This window comes from Roseobacter sp. CCS2 (assembly GCF_000169435.1).
In the GTDB taxonomy this organism is placed as follows: Bacteria; Pseudomonadota; Alphaproteobacteria; order Rhodobacterales; family Rhodobacteraceae; genus Yoonia.
In genome coordinates this window covers 99540-114062 of sequence record NZ_AAYB01000004.1, presented here as the reverse complement: position 1 = coordinate 114062, position 14523 = coordinate 99540, and the positions used below count along the sequence as shown (strand labels likewise).

Genomic DNA, 14523 nt, shown 5'->3' with positions numbered 1-14523 from the left:
TGTAACAAAGTGCTTAAGCAGCTTTCGCCAAATTCTGCAGCACATAGTGCAGCACGCCGCCGCTTTTGATGTAGTCGATCTCGACCGCTGTATCGATGCGGCATTTCACGGTGATCTCTTTCACCGTACCATCGGCCATTTTGATTTTGGCTGTCAGCTCTTGCAGTGGTTTGACCTCTGACAGACCTTCGATTGTCACCGTTTCCTCACCGGTCAAACCAAGGCTGTTGCGGTTGTCGCCGCCGGTGAATTCGAACGGCACCACGCCCATGCCCACAAGGTTGCTGCGGTGAATACGTTCGAAGTTTTCCGCAATCACAGCTTTTACACCCAAAAGTGCGGTCCCTTTCGCCGCCCAGTCGCGGGATGATCCAGCACCGTATTGTTCGCCCGCAAAGACGACCAGCGGTGTTCCCGCCTCTTGGTGCGCCATGGCTGCGTCGAAGATTGAGGTCTGTGCGCCATCGGGCCCTTTGGTGTAGCCGCCTTCGACCCCGTCCAGCATTTCGTTTTTGATGCGGATGTTGGCGAATGTGCCGCGCATCATAACCTCGTGGTTGCCGCGGCGTGACCCGTAGCTGTTGAATTCGCGCACAGGCACCTGACGTTCCAGCAGGTATTGGCCCGCTGGTGTGGTGTCTTTGAACGAACCAGCCGGGCTGATGTGGTCTGTAGTGACCATGTCGCCCAGCACAGCAAGGACTTTGGCATCGACCACATCTGCGATTTCACCTGCGTCCTTGGACATGCCTTTGAAGTAGGGTGGGTTCTGCACGTAGGTTGAGGTGGCAGGCCAATCGTAGGTTTCGCCTGTCGATGTTTCGACCGCTTGCCATTTTTCGTCGCCTTTGAAGACGTCAGCGTATTTGCTGATGAACGCCTCGCGGGTGACAGTCTTTTCAACCAACTCGTTAATCTCGGCAGAGGTCGGCCAAATGTCTTTGAGGTAGACGTCATTGCCGTCTTTATCCTGACCCAGTGGGTCTTTAGTGATGTCGATATTCATATCACCGGCCAGCGCGTAGGCCACGACCAGCGGTGGTGAGGCCAGATAATTGGCGCGCACATCGGGCGAAATACGCCCTTCAAAGTTGCGGTTGCCTGACAGGACCGAAGTCGCAATCAGGTCACCTTCGGCGATGGCGTCCGACAATTCTTTCTGGATCGGGCCAGAGTTACCGATGCAGGTGGTGCAGCCGTAACCGACAAGGTTGAACCCGATCTTATCAAGGTCTTCTTGCAGGCCCGCGGCCTCCAAATATTCGCTGACGACCTGCGAACCGGGGGCGAGCGATGTCTTGACCCAAGGTTTGCGGTTCAGACCCAAGGCCGCAGCCTTGCGTGCCACCAGACCCGCGCCGATCATGACATAGGGGTTTGATGTATTGGTGCAGGACGTGATCGAGGCGATCACGATGGAACCATCGTGTAGTTTGTAATCTTCACCCTCTACGTGTTGGGACTTGTGGTGCCCTTCGTCGCCGGGGATGTGATGCGGTGCAGGTGCGCCGCCTTCGGCTGTCATCTCTGCTTTTTCTGTTTGAGGTGCGGATTTTTCGTGCCGCTGCCCTTCGATATACTTGCCAAATGCGCTGGCGGCATCTGTCAGCGCGATATAGTCCTGCGGACGCTTAGGCCCGGAAATTGCAGGGACAATTGTACCCATGTCAAGGTGCAGGGTGTCGGTGTAGACGGGCGCATAATCCGCACCGCGCCAAAATCCGTTTTCCTTGGCGTAGGCTTCAACCAGGGCGATGCGGTCTTCGTCGCGGCCTGTGTTGCGCAGGTAGCGCAGGGTTTCATCATCAATCGGGAAGAAGCCGCAAGTCGCGCCATATTCAGGCGCCATATTGGCAATTGTTGCGCGGTCGGCCAGTGGCAGCACGTCCAAACCAGCGCCGTAGAATTCGACAAATTTGCCGACAACGCCCAGTTCGCGCAGCATTTCCACGACTTTCAACACCAGATCGGTGCCTGTGGTGCCTTCCATCATTTCGCCTGTCAGCTCAAAACCCACAACTTCGGGGATCAGCATGGACACGGGTTGGCCCAGCATCGCCGCTTCCGCCTCGATCCCGCCAACACCCCAGCCCAGAACGGCGAGGCCGTTGACCATTGTGGTGTGGCTGTCCGTGCCAACCAGTGTGTCGGGATAGGCCACTTCTTCACCGTTTTGGTCTTTGTCAGTCCAGACGGTTTGGGCCAGATATTCAAGGTTCACCTGGTGGCAAATACCTGTGCCCGGCGGCACCACGCGGAAGTTGTTGAACGCACCTTGGCCCCATTTAAGGAACTGGTAACGCTCCATGTTCCGTTCATATTCGCGGTCCACGTTCATCTGGAAGGCACGGGGGTTACCGAATTCATCAATCATGACCGAATGGTCGATGACCAGATCAACCGGGTTCAGCGGGTTGATCTGCTGGGCGTCACCACCCAAGGCGACGATGCCGTCGCGCATCGCGGCAAGGTCAACCACGGCAGGGACGCCGGTGAAATCCTGCATCAGCACGCGGGCAGGGCGGTAGGCGATCTCAATCGGATTCTTGCCGCCATTATCTGCCCATTTCGAAAAGGCTTTGATATCATCGACCGATACGGAAAACCCATCATCCTCAAACCGCAGCAGGTTTTCAAGAACCACCTTCAGCGCCGCAGGCAGTTTTGAAAAGTCGCCCAAACCCGCAGCCTCGGCTGCCGGGATTGAGTAGTAGGCGACCGATTGGTCACCGACTGTCAGGGTCTTGCGGGTTTTTGCGGTATCTTTGCCGACTGTGATCGTCATGGCGTTCCCTTTCGTGGCTTATGCGTGAGCAAGGCTATCGTTGATTGTGATGCACCATGCAGAATCGTCATGCAATGCGGCGCTTTCGCGCGTTGTATACTATTGCACACAATAAAGATCAACGGCGATTGCGAGTGAAACATTCTTGACGCTCTACTCGCAATTGGTTGATTGGTCATTTCAGCCGAAGCTGACTAAACCGGACGGACAATAACCAAGACTGAGGCCTGCCATGCGTACCCTTTTAGCACTTTTGTCGTTTGTCGGCTTGCTGCAAGCATCGCAAGTCGCCGCGCAAAATGGGCCTGTGGTTGTTGAGCTTTATACCTCTCAGGGGTGTTCATCCTGCCCGCCGGCAGATGCCATGCTGCATGATCTGGCCAAACGCGATGACGTCATCGCTTTGGCGCTGCATGTGGATTACTGGGATTACATTGGCTGGAAAGACAGCTTTGCCAGCCCGCAGTTTACAGAACGCCAGCACGCCTATGCCCGCGCCGCCAGTGCGACCACCGTCTATACGCCACAAATGATTATTGGCGGGGTTGATCATGTCATCGGATCGCGGTCTATGCAGGTCATGGATACATTGCAGGCACACAGCCGTGCAGGTAACGCCTTTGATGTCGGTTTAACCCGTCGTGGCGGTAATGTGTTCATCACTGCGGCTGCCGGAAGAGGTGGCGACTATATCGTGCAATTGGTGCGTTACACGCCCGAAGAAACTGTCGCAATCCGGCGTGGTGAAAACGCAGGCCGTAACCTCAGCTACGCCAATATCGTGACATCGTGGGATGTGATCGGGCGCTGGGATGGGCGCGTCGCACTGGCACTTGAGACGAATGCGGCGGGCGATAGCCCTGTTGTTGTGATCATTCAACAAGCTGCGAATGGTCCCATCGTTGGGGCAGCACAACTGCGCTGACCTATTTCCAGCGGCGATGCACCCAAAACCATTGGGCGGGGTTACGCGTGACTTGCGCCTCTAGCCGGGCGTTCATTTCCAGCATCATCTTTTCGGGCGTTGCTGGCACGACAGGACGTTCGACTTCGACCTGAAATGATAACCCGTCTTGCTGTCTGATCCCGAAGTACGGGATGACAACGGCGTCAATTTTCAATGCAATTTCAGCCGCCGACAATGATGTGCGCGCAGGTTGCCCCAAGAAAGGCAAGCGCGCCCCCGGCGCCGAGACATCATAAAGCAGTGTACCCAACCCGCCGCTGCGCAAATGCCGGACAAAGCCCATGGTGCCGCGGCGCCCCTGCGGAAAGACAGGACCGCCCCAGGATGTCATCGTCTTGGCGTAGTGATCATTGAAGTAGGCGTTTTGCATCGGACGGTAGAGGCCGCCAATTGTATGCCCCATCCGTGTCAGAACATGGCGTGGTGCCTCGTGGTTGCCAAAATGAGCGGTGACGAAGATGACCGGACGCTGCACTTTGACGGCTTCGGAAAGGGGCACAAGCCCGTCACCGGTGGCGTGGGTGTTGGCAAGCCTTTCACTGAACTCTTGCCACGAATAATTTTCGATGATCGTGCGTCCGAAATTGTCGCAGCAATTCTCTGCCAACTGGCGGAGATCAATCGCGCCCATATCAGGGTAAATAAAGGCCAGGTTATCTTCGGCCCTTTTACGATATCCGGTCAGTGGCCCAATGGCGCGGCGCAAGGCGCTGCCCATCATTGTAACGCGCGTATCATAGGGCAGGCGCATCAAGGTGCTGATCAGCCCGCGCAATGCGCGATCTGCCAGCCAATCGGCTTTGGTGCCTGTCAGTGCCGTTTGGGTGGTCACGCAATATCCGGTGATTTGGGCAGGCCTGTGCCGATCATGCTGTCGCGCGTGACCAGTGTGGCCAGATCATCCGCATGCCAGCCTTCTGTCCCGGCGGGCCGTGCCGGAATGACGACATAGCGCATGTCCGCGGTGCTGTCATGGACGCGCACTGTCGTGGTGTCGGGCAGGGTGACGCCGAATTCGGCCAGTACCTTGCGGGGTTCCTTGACGGTGCGTGCGCGATAGGCGCGGGATTTGTACCAATCAGGCGGTAGGCCCAGCAGGTTACGCGGATAGCAAGAGCAGAGCGTGCAAACGACAACGTTGTGTTCTGTATCGGTGTTTTCCAGCGCGATCAGCCGCATGGGGCCAATGTCAAAACCCATTTCGCGGGTGGCCGCGCTTGCGTCTTGTAACAAGTCATCGCGGAAATCCGGGTCCGTCCAGGCGCGCGCAACGACTGCCGCGCCATGTGAGGGGTTGCGGGCATCCATCGTGTCAATCTGGGCGGCAATCTCTTGTGCGGTGGTCACGCCCTTTTCGATCAAAAGTTCACGCACCGCGATTTCCATCTGCTGCCAATAGGTAAGCGGATGATCGTCATCGGGCCGATAAGGATGGCCTGATGGTGACAGGTGGTCGTGGTGATCATGTGGCATGGGGCGCCTCCGCCGGTTCAAGCCAATGGCGATAGATTTCAGCGTCTATCGTGTCGCGGGGGCGGTCTGCATCCGCGCCCCAAATATCGGCCATCGTAAAGCGCACACGCATCAAAGGCAGCGGCATAGCCTGCATGCCGTATGCCAATTGTTCGGGGTTGGGGAAGGGGCCCAGCGTCCGTTCGACCCAGCCGACCTTGCCACGCAGGTAGGCGGGTGTGCGTACATGGCCCGGCGGCATGTCGGCCCTGACGCGCATATATTGACGCTCACTCACTTGCGGCCTCGCCATATGTTGTGCCGCGTGCCGCCACATCTGACATCCGTTGCCCAAGTTCGGCGGTGGTATAGACCCCTGCCTCGATCAGGTTTTGGTTCACAGATGCGATCCAGCGTTCGTAGTAGGTCATGGTTTCAAATGCGTCTTCGCTCATGTCCTCAAGCACCCGGCGCAGGCCATCAACAGTGAAGTGCCCCTTGCCTGAGGCGATGATCATCAAAGCGTCAACGCGCTTTTCCCAAAGTGAAAAATCATGCTGATCCGTCGGAACAGGGCCTGCGGCGGTGCCACCCATGTCATGCCAGCGCCGGCCATCGAATGTGGTGTTTTTGGTCATAGGCTAAAGTGTAGACCATTCCTGCGGGGACGTGAATCACTATTCGCTGTTGGTGTCGTCTTCTTCATCGGCCTCATCTGGGTCAATCAGCGTGATCACGCCAGCGTCGGCCATTTCGCGGATGGCTGTGGTGATTGCCGCCATGGCCTTTTCCGCGTCAGCTTTTTTGACATGACCACGTTCTTCAGCGTCTTCGCGCAGCTGGGTTGCCATACGTTGCGATACGCTGCTGAGAATAAATTCCGCTGATGCGACCAGTGCATCGTCCCCTTTCAATGCGGCAGCGATGGCTGTCAGCAAAGTATCGTTATCCACATTTCGGATGGTGTTCGGAATGTCGGTTGGTTTGACGCGGGGGGCAATGTCTTTGAAGGTGAAAATCGCCTTGCGCACGTTGGTGGCAAAATCGACGTCTTCCTGGTTCAGGCCGGCCAGCACATCTTCGCGGGTGTCTGTAACGGTCGAGTTCAGGATCGCACCAAGGCGCTGAACAGGTGCTTTTTCAAAGGCAACATTTGCGGGATGACCGTATTCTTGGGCCAAAGCGGACCCGATACGGCGTACAGCATCGGGTGGAATGCTTTCCGTTTGTGACATGGCATATGTGATTCGACGCGCCCTTTCGCCGGGTGTCCGCGATAAGACCTCTGCCGCTTTTACAACCGGGAGTTTTGAAAGGGTAATCGCGCAAATTGCCGTACTCTCGGCCAGCATGATGGCAAGAATTCGCTCAATACCCAGCTCGGTCACGATGGGCCAATGATCACCATTTCGCACGCTTTCCAACTGGCTGCGCAGGTTTTTGGCGATGTCAGGGCTAAGGTGGTCGGCCAGCGTTGTGATCGCCCCGTCACGGGTGCCCGGCGCGGTCAGACCAATCGCTTCAAGTTCGGTTGTGAATTCTTCGGCGACGGCAGAAACTGTGGCCTTATCGACCAAGCGCAAGGTGCCCAGTTCATCGGTGAGTTTGAGTTGGAGTTGTTCAGGCAACTGCCCAAGCGATATGGTATTGCCGTCTTCCAACAGCATCTGGATAATCATCGCGGCCTTGCGGCGACGCGACAGGGGTGGATCAGATAACGGGGCAGCATGCAATTCCATACCAGCCGTATTATCGACGTTTCGTAAAAATCTGGTTAGTTGCGGGGCGTTAAGAGCCGGGGTGCGTCACCATAATCGACATTTTTTTCAGTTGTTCTATCGTTGCGGGATCAAGCTGTGCTGTGTCGGCCGTGTTTTCGTGAATACGGGCGACATGATCTTCGATCTGTGCGATCTCTTCATCGGTAAATTCGCGTTCAGCGTTTGCAAAGCCACAAATTGTACGACTGTCTTCTGATGCAACAGAAACCACAACACCATGCGTCATACCGTGTTCGGCGGCCTTGATCATGACGCCTGCCGGATCATCAAGGTCAGACCAACGCCGCGCCCCGACTTCTTGAAAGGCCCATGCGACCATGGGATCCGACATAATCAGCCCGTTGCTGGAATAGTAATCCAACCATGCCTTCGGATAGGTCTGAAACATGAATTTTGGCGTCGTATACTCAATATGAATGCCCAGTGCGTAGCCGGTTGGAGCAAGTTTATTAAGCTGCCCCAGCGCCTCGCTAATCTCAAACTGTGTAGAGGCCATTGACTTGTACTCGCTTTCCGGTTGCCAACTCGAACAATATGACCATAAAGTCCGATCACACGATGGGTTTGATCATACTAAGGTGAACTTTGTCGTTGCAACAAGAGCTTTGTGAAAACAACGGCTCGTTGAGGTAGGTGAATGTCGACACTTCTTGGTCCAGATGAGATTGGGCAACTTGCCCCATCGGGCTATTACATCGCGTTGCGCATTGGATTTGCCTTTCCCATGGAAGAAGTGAATGCCTTTCCGCAAGGATGGATCGCCCACTATACCAAGCAGCGATTTATGCTTTTTGATCCGGTCGTTAAGTGGGCATACGGCAATGTCGGCACGATCCGCTGGTTCAAGCTTGCCGAAGATGATCCCAAACGTATCATTGCACAGGCACAGACCTTTGGCATGCGGTTTGGCGTGACTGTTTCTGTGTTTGACAGCAGCGCGGACGCGCAGCGTTCCTTTGCATCTTTTACGCGATCTGACCGGGATTATACCGATCTGGAAGTGAAACTTTTGCTTGCCTATCTGACGCGCCGCCACAACGAAACAGCACCGCCGACAAATTTGACGAAGGCTGAACTGGAAGCTTTGGGCATGGTCAAAGACGGCAAGCGCCTTAAAGAGATCGCGTTTGAGTTGAGTGTGAGTGAAGGCGCGGTGAAGCAGCGTTTAAAGAACGCGAAGCTTAAACTTGGTGCCAAAACAGGCACCCAAGCGGCCGCATTGGCCAACCAATATGGCTTAATCTGAGAATAACTTAAGCCTTTTTTTCTTTATTGTGAACAATTAGAGCTAAATTGTTGATGCGATGTTAACATCAGCAATCGCGGGGGTGGGGACCGTCGCTAAAATGTTTACAACCAGAGGGAAGACTATGGAGAAAATTACTTTTAACCTGACAGAGCTCCACAAGCACGGAACTGCGTTCTTTGAGTTTCTTGCGCTACGCAAACAGTTCTTTGTGGATCAGCTTGGCTGGGACATTCCACATGACGATGATGTGGAGATGGATCAGTACGACAACCCCAAGGCGTATTATTCGCTTGTGCTGAAAGATGGCAAAGTCGTGGGCGGCATGCGCGCGATGGCGACGACCGCCCAATGGGGGTCACATACCTATATGTTGCGCGACGCTGTGGATGGTAAACTGATCGGCATCCCTGCCGACATCATTCCACATGCAGAAGTCACGCCGAATGTCTGGGAAGCCACCCGTGTGGTGATTTCTGATACACTTGGCACACATGCCGAGCGTTCAGAATGCCTTGGTCTGGTTCTAGACGGTGTCGTGGAACAGGCAACGGCACAGGGTGCCACTGAAATTATCGCGCTTTGCCCGCCTGTTTTTGCAAGAACGTTGCGTCAGCTTGGCTATCCTGCGAAAATCATCGGTGAACCTTATACCAACCTGCACGATGACCGCCGCTATGTCGCCATGGCGATGCCTGCCGTGCGCCGATCCATCGAAAAGGCAAAGCAGGCCGCAGCGATAACACGATCGACGCATATCGCGCAACAACAAGCGGTGCATGCGCCGTCCAAGATTTAGCGTTGTCGCGATAAAGATCTGAACGCCTCTGGTTGGGCTGTCAGATCCATAACCCTCTAGCGTGTCCCAAAGACACGCGCAAAAATCGTATCAACGTTTTTCATGTGATACCCGAGATCGAATTTCTCCTCGATCTCCTCGGGGGAAAGTGCGTCCAGTACATCGGCATCAGCAAGGAGTTCGGTTTTAAAATCGGCTCCTTGTTCCCAGACTTTCATCGCGTTGCGTTGCACCAGCTTGTAGGCATCTTCGCGGCTGACGCCCGCTTGGGTCAGTGCAAGAAGAACCCGCTGGGACATGATCAAGCCGCGAAATTTGTTCATATTTGCCAGCATGTTATCAGGATAAATCACTAATTTTTCGATAACCCCTGCAAGACGGTTGAGGGCAAAATCCAGTGTGACTGTCGTGTCCGGCCCAATGGCGCGCTCAACCGAAGAATGGCTGATGTCACGCTCATGCCACAGCGCGACGTTTTCCATCGCGGGTACAACCGACATACGTACAAGGCGGGCAAGGCCGGTCAGGTTTTCGGTCAGCACAGGGTTACGCTTGTGCGGCATCGCGGACGAACCCTTTTGACCCTTTGAGAAGAATTCTTCGGCTTCCAGCACTTCGGTCCGTTGCATATGGCGAATTTCAGTCGCGATGTTTTCGATGCTTGAGGCGATAACGCCAAGGGTGGCAAAAAACATCGCGTGGCGGTCGCGCGGGATCACTTGGGTGCTGATGGGTTCGGGCGACAGGCCCAGTTGCGTACAGACGTGCTCTTCTACCGATGGGTCGATATTGGCGAAGGTGCCGACAGCGCCGGAAATCGCACCTGTGGCGATTTCTTCGCGGGCGTTTACAAGGCGGGCGCGGCCACGGTCCATTTCCGCATAAAAACGCGCGAAAGTAAGGCCCATTGTTGTAGGCTCTGCGTGAATGCCGTGGCTGCGCCCAATGCGCACAGTGTCCTTATGCTCATAAGCGCGGGTTTTGAGGGCTGTAAGCACGCGGTCCATATCAGCGATCAGCAGATCAGCGGCGCGGACAAGTTGAACATTCAGCGTGGTGTCCAGAACGTCCGAAGACGTCATCCCTTGGTGCACGAAACGCGCGTCGTCTGAACCGATGTGTTCGGCCAAGTGCGTGAGAAAGGCGATGACATCGTGTTTGGTGACCGCTTCGATTTCGTCAATCCGCGCCACATCGAATTCAACGTCCTTGGCTTTCCAAACGGCTTCGGCGTTTTCCTTGGGGATCACGCCGATGGCGGCTTGGGCGTCGCAGGCATGCGCCTCGATCTCGTACCAGATGCGGAATTTTGTTGCTGGCTCCCAAATGGCAGTCATTTCCGGGCGAGAATAACGAGGGATCATGGGCAGGCACCTTATGTCGGGGGTGGGCAGAGGATTCCTGACGCGTCATAAGGTGCAGGGACAGAACCCTCAAGGGAGAGATGCGCATGTTGCGGGGATTGGTGACATCTTGATGGTGACAGCAGCAGAGTTTCTGGGGCAGTGGCGCTTGCACCGCACGATCCGTGATCATTTGAACGGTCAGCATGGCACGTTGGAGGGGCAAGCTGTGTTCACGGCCATTGATGCAGCGCACCTGACTTATGAAGAGACCGGGCGGCTCACGCTTGCAAACGGCGCGCAGCTTGAGGCCACGCGCCAGTATCTATGGCAGTTCACACCGAACACGGTTGTTGTGACCTTTGATGATGGCCGCCCGTTTCATCAATTCGTGCCATCCGGCCATGCCGCCGGAACCGACCACCCGTGCGGCGATGATGTCTACACCGTTCGCTACGACTTTACCGAATGGCCGCAATGGACAGCCATCTGGACCGTTCAGGGTCCGCGAAAGGATTATGTGTCCACATCGACTTATCGCCCGTGTTAGCGCCATCGCGCTTGCGCCGCGCCGCGGCATGGGCAATAAATCGGTAACGCAATAAACAATAGGGGAGAGCGGCACATGGCCCTCGCACTGAACGATAAAGCTCTTGCAGAGGCCTTTGGGCCGTCCGAAGGCACCGCATTGCGCATCAAGCAAGCTGTTATGGTGGTTCTTGGGATCATGGCTTTGGCCATCTTGGCCAAGGTCAAAGTCGCCGTGCCGGGTAGCCCCGTCTACATCAGCATGGGAACCTTTGCTGTGCTGACCATCGGTGCAGCCTATGGCCCACGTCTGGGTCTTGCGACGATCATGGGGTATATGATCATCGGCATGCTGGGCTTTGATATCTTCCAAAGCTCAACCGCCGAATTGAACGGCCTTGCTTACATGCAGGGTAGTACGGGCGGCTATCTGGTGGGGTATGTCCTTGCTACGCTGGCGCTTGGATTTGCCGCGCGCGCGGGCTGGGACCGATCGGTTGTATTGATGGCTGTCGCTTTGCTTGTCGCCAATGCGCTGATCTATCTGCCGGGTGTTGCTTGGCTGGCGGTTCTTTATGAAGACAAAACACTGTCTTGGGCGATTGAGGTTGGTTTGACGCCATTTGTCATCGGTGATGCCCTTAAGCTGGGTCTTGCGGCCCTTCTGGTGCCCGGCCTATGGAAGCTGATTGGTCGCGCCCGGACCTAAGAAAGAACAATAAAGGTTTTGAAAGGCGCAGCGTGATTGCTGCGCCTTTTTTCATGCCAGATGGGTGGATACTGTCGAAGCCCGTTCAAGCGTGCGGTGCACCGGACATTTGTCTGCGATTTCTAACAGCCGTTCGCGTTGTTCGTCGGTCAGATCACCGTCCAGCCTGATGGATCGATCAAAGTGATCGACTTTTGCACCGGGATCAGCAGCATCGGCTGCATGTTCCTTGGCGTGTGTGATATCGACGCTGACGCTTGTTAAAGACCAGCCTTTGCGCCGGGCATACATGCGGATAGTCATTGAGGTACACGCCCCCAAACCCGCTGACATCAGACCATAGGGTGTGAGGCCTTTGTTGGTGCCGCCAAACTTGGCAGGTTCATCAGCGAGCATGTGGTGCGGGCCGGATTGGATATCTTGCAGGAACCCGTTCGCATCAGCTTCGGTGACCCGCATGATGCCTTCCGGGACTGCGGCGAGGGCTTTGGGTTCTTCAAGCTTCAGATAGCGTTTCGACCATGCTGCGATGACGTCTGCCGCATATTCGGCATCTGCAGGCCGTGTGATCAGGTGGTCTGCATCATCAAGTGTCACAAAGCTTTTGGGATGTTTGGCGGCAAGGAAGATATCAGATGCATTTTCAACCCCCACTGTCGCATCACGCGGGGCGTGCAGCACAAGCAGGGCCGCACCAAGCTTAGCGACAGAGGATTTCAGCGATGCCTTGCTGACGTCATCGACAAAGTCTTTGCCAATGCGGAAGGGGCGTCCGCCAAGCGAGACTTTGGCGACGCCTTGATCCACAATTTCGGGAATGGAATCTGAGAAGCTATGCGTGACATGGCCCGGGTCATAGGGCGCGCCAATGGTGACAACAGCCTTGATGCTATCCATCATGGGGGCCGCTTTCAGCACTGCGGCACCGCCCAGTGAATGGCCGATAATCAGCGCAGGCGACATACCACGCGCATCAAGTGCTTTGCACGCCGCGATCAGGTCATCAACGTTTGATGTGAAGCTGGTATTTTCAAACTCACCCTCGGAGTGGCCCAATCCGGTGAAATCAAAGCGCAGCACGGCGATACCCATGGATGACAACCGTGCCGCGATCCGGCGGGCGGCAGTGATATCCTTTGAGCAGGTGAAGCAATGCGCAAACAGGGCGGTCGCCAGATGCGGGCCGTTGGGCATATCAAGACGCGCGGCGAGCGTGTCGCCGGCGTGCCCGGTGAAGGTGAGCTTTTCGGTTGGCATATCGGGACCTTTCTTTGGCCGTCTGCATAAAAACTGCGCAAGACATGGGCGTCAAATACGCATGCGGCAATGCTTATTGGCGACAATCGCGGCAAGGTGAGAGATGTTACTGAGATGAAATTGATGATTTTGGGTCTGAAAGCAGGGGCGTTTTGTCTGCTGCTTGCTGTTTTGTTCGGCTTTGCCGGGGCGCTGCATCCTGCGTTTGACAGCTTGTCATTGCTGCGGTTGCCGCTGGCAGTGCTGTGTTTGCTTGTACTGGTTTTTCCCATGGGTGTGCGCTTGCGCCTGATGTTGGCAGCGGCTGTGCTGTTGGGGGCGGGCACAACGGTGCCGATGCTTGTTGGTACAGCAGATGCGGATGATTTGCGGATTTATTCCAAGAATATGTGGTTCGGGAACCGCGAACTGGATGCCCTGGCTGCTGATATTCGTGATAGCGGCGCGGATGTTGTGACCTTGCAAGAAGTGTCACCCACCAATCGTCCAATGCTGGCAGATTTGCGGGACATCTATCCGCATCAGCATCTGTGTTCTTTTTCAGGGTGGAACGGCATTGCGGTTTTGTCACGCGAACCGATTGTGCAGACCAAATGCTCGCATCGGCGGGCTGTGGCTGCGGCACAGATTAACATGGGGCAGGGGCCCGTTTGGGTGGCCTCGGTCCACCTCAGCTGGCCGTTCCCATACGGCAATGCGCGATCAGCAGAGGTGGCGTCTGATGTGTTGGAAACGCTGGAAAGTCCGGTTGTGATGGCGGGGGATTTCAACATTTTCCCATGGGCGCAAAGTGTACAAAGCATGCAGCACGCGGCGGCGTTGCGGGTTGCGCAGCCGGTGCGCCCGACATTTGATTTACGCGGTGTGCCGCTGTTGCTGGATCATGTGCATGCGCCGGGTGGCGGCACCGCACAGTACCGCGGCTTGTTGGGGTCGGATCACCTTGGCGTTTTGGCTGATGTTTCGCTGACGCGTTAGGGGCAAAGCGCAGTTTTACCCCCAGCTAACCGCAACACTGTCCCAAAAGCGGGACCTGTTCAAAGGGCTACATGGGGGCATGACGCTGCGGTTTAAACACGGATGCGGATGCGTCCTTCGCGAAGCTCGACCTTCACATCCTCTAGCGCGACGCTGCCAGCGGCCAGACCCGTTGATTTGCATCTCGTTTCGCTTCCGACAAGCTGTGTGTCGAGCATTTTGTTGGATGCTTGGTAGAAAAAGGTCAGATTTCGGAACACTGTTTCATCATTCACTGTCACGCTTGACCGCCGCATCAGCTCACGGTTGGCCTCTGAGACATAAGATCTGCCAGCCCCGCCATAGGCACCACAGACAAAAACCTCGCCATCACGTTCGATGGCTGTAAACCGATATGTCAGTCCGCCGCCATCATTATTCCAACTCACCCGCTCGCCGCCAAAACTGGGCGTTACAATTGGGTTGCTGGCTGATGCTACGGCTCTGGTTGCGGTTTGCGCGCCTGAGTTACCATCAGCGGAAGTGCTGCCTGATGTACCCGTTTGGGCGGGAAGACACGCAGATAAGGATAGCGCCATGATGATGGCAGATAATTTTCTAGCAGAGTTGAATAACATCAGGGATTTCCAATCATTTTTCCGATATAACAAATGCCTAACCGCAGGTGTGCTCATTGCC

At 55.6% G+C, this 14523-nt stretch carries 16 protein-coding genes; 6 read left to right on the top strand and 10 right to left on the bottom strand.

Going from position 1 to position 14523, the window contains the following annotated elements:
* Positions 1-13: 13 nt before the first annotated feature.
* On the bottom strand, positions 14-2785 hold the full coding sequence (gene acnA / locus RCCS2_RS13830; RefSeq protein WP_008235274.1) for an aconitate hydratase AcnA: 2772 nt from the start codon (positions 2783-2785) through the stop codon (positions 14-16).
* 232 nt (positions 2786-3017) lie between these two features.
* Between acnA and RCCS2_RS13825 the strand changes: the two genes are divergently transcribed.
* A complete protein-coding gene (locus tag RCCS2_RS13825; protein WP_008235272.1) occupies positions 3018-3710 on the top strand; it encodes a DUF1223 domain-containing protein in 693 nt (230 codons plus the stop codon).
* A gap of 1 nt (position 3711) precedes the next feature.
* Here RCCS2_RS13825 and RCCS2_RS13820 read toward each other — a convergent pair whose 3' ends face one another.
* Genes RCCS2_RS13820 through RCCS2_RS13795 form a run of 6 tightly spaced genes read right to left on the bottom strand, consistent with a single transcriptional unit; the run spans position 3712 to position 7481 of the window.
* Positions 3712-4584 carry a lysophospholipid acyltransferase family protein gene (locus RCCS2_RS13820; RefSeq protein ID WP_008235270.1) on the bottom strand — a complete coding sequence of 291 codons (873 nt, stop codon included), beginning with the start codon at positions 4582-4584 and terminating at the stop codon, positions 3712-3714.
* A complete protein-coding gene (gene nthA / locus RCCS2_RS13815) occupies positions 4581-5225 on the bottom strand; it encodes a nitrile hydratase subunit alpha (RefSeq protein ID WP_008235268.1) in 645 nt (214 codons plus the stop codon). Before nthA ends, RCCS2_RS13820 begins: the two co-directional genes overlap by 4 nt.
* Positions 5215-5484, bottom strand: coding sequence for an SH3-like domain-containing protein (locus tag RCCS2_RS18795; protein WP_008235266.1), 270 nt, complete (start codon positions 5482-5484; stop codon positions 5215-5217). Before RCCS2_RS18795 ends, nthA begins: the two co-directional genes overlap by 11 nt.
* 10 nt (positions 5485-5494) lie before the next feature.
* A complete protein-coding gene (locus RCCS2_RS18790) occupies positions 5495-5842 on the bottom strand; it encodes an SH3-like domain-containing protein (protein ID WP_008235257.1) in 348 nt (115 codons plus the stop codon).
* Between the two features lie 39 nt (positions 5843-5881).
* Complete coding sequence (locus RCCS2_RS13800) at positions 5882-6943, bottom strand: FliG C-terminal domain-containing protein (protein ID WP_008235256.1); 1062 nt, start codon at positions 6941-6943, stop codon at positions 5882-5884.
* A gap of 49 nt (positions 6944-6992) precedes the next feature.
* Positions 6993-7481: an autoinducer binding domain-containing protein gene (locus RCCS2_RS13795; protein ID WP_008235255.1), complete on the bottom strand. Its 489-nt coding sequence runs from the start codon at positions 7479-7481 to the stop codon at positions 6993-6995.
* 141 nt (positions 7482-7622) lie between these two features.
* Between RCCS2_RS13795 and RCCS2_RS13790 the strand changes: the two genes are divergently transcribed.
* Both RCCS2_RS13790 and RCCS2_RS13785 read left to right on the top strand, forming a co-directional pair.
* The gene (locus RCCS2_RS13790) at positions 7623-8231 is read left to right on the top strand and encodes an autoinducer binding domain-containing protein (protein WP_008235250.1); all 609 of its coding nucleotides are present in this window, start codon (positions 7623-7625) and stop codon (positions 8229-8231) included.
* A gap of 124 nt (positions 8232-8355) precedes the next feature.
* Positions 8356-9030, top strand: coding sequence for an acyl-homoserine-lactone synthase (locus RCCS2_RS13785; protein WP_008235248.1), 675 nt, complete (start codon positions 8356-8358; stop codon positions 9028-9030).
* Positions 9031-9086: 56 nt separating this feature from the next.
* On the opposite strand, the gene purB is transcribed toward RCCS2_RS13785, so the two are convergent.
* The gene (purB, locus tag RCCS2_RS13780) at positions 9087-10394 is read right to left on the bottom strand and encodes an adenylosuccinate lyase (RefSeq protein WP_008235247.1); all 1308 of its coding nucleotides are present in this window, start codon (positions 10392-10394) and stop codon (positions 9087-9089) included.
* Positions 10395-10506: 112 nt separating this feature from the next.
* Here purB and RCCS2_RS13775 point away from each other — a divergent pair, with 112 nt between their 5' ends.
* Together RCCS2_RS13775 and RCCS2_RS13770 are read left to right on the top strand one after the other, a co-directional pair.
* On the top strand, positions 10507-10923 hold the full coding sequence (locus RCCS2_RS13775) for a DUF6314 family protein (protein WP_008235242.1): 417 nt from the start codon (positions 10507-10509) through the stop codon (positions 10921-10923).
* A gap of 75 nt (positions 10924-10998) precedes the next feature.
* Positions 10999-11610 (top strand): biotin transporter BioY, encoded by a 612-nt coding sequence (locus RCCS2_RS13770; protein WP_008235241.1) that lies wholly within the window; start codon positions 10999-11001, stop codon positions 11608-11610.
* Positions 11611-11661: 51 nt separating this feature from the next.
* Here the strand turns inward: RCCS2_RS13770 and RCCS2_RS13765 are convergent, their stop codons facing one another.
* The gene (locus tag RCCS2_RS13765) at positions 11662-12867 is read right to left on the bottom strand and encodes a bifunctional alpha/beta hydrolase/OsmC family protein (RefSeq protein ID WP_008235240.1); all 1206 of its coding nucleotides are present in this window, start codon (positions 12865-12867) and stop codon (positions 11662-11664) included.
* Between the two features lie 114 nt (positions 12868-12981).
* Between RCCS2_RS13765 and RCCS2_RS13760 the strand changes: the two genes are divergently transcribed.
* Positions 12982-13845: an endonuclease/exonuclease/phosphatase family protein gene (locus tag RCCS2_RS13760; protein WP_008235239.1), complete on the top strand. Its 864-nt coding sequence runs from the start codon at positions 12982-12984 to the stop codon at positions 13843-13845.
* Positions 13846-13937: 92 nt separating this feature from the next.
* On the opposite strand, the gene RCCS2_RS13755 is transcribed toward RCCS2_RS13760, so the two are convergent.
* Complete coding sequence (locus RCCS2_RS13755; protein ID WP_156788558.1) at positions 13938-14519, bottom strand: hypothetical protein; 582 nt, start codon at positions 14517-14519, stop codon at positions 13938-13940.
* Positions 14520-14523: the final 4 nt, after the last annotated feature.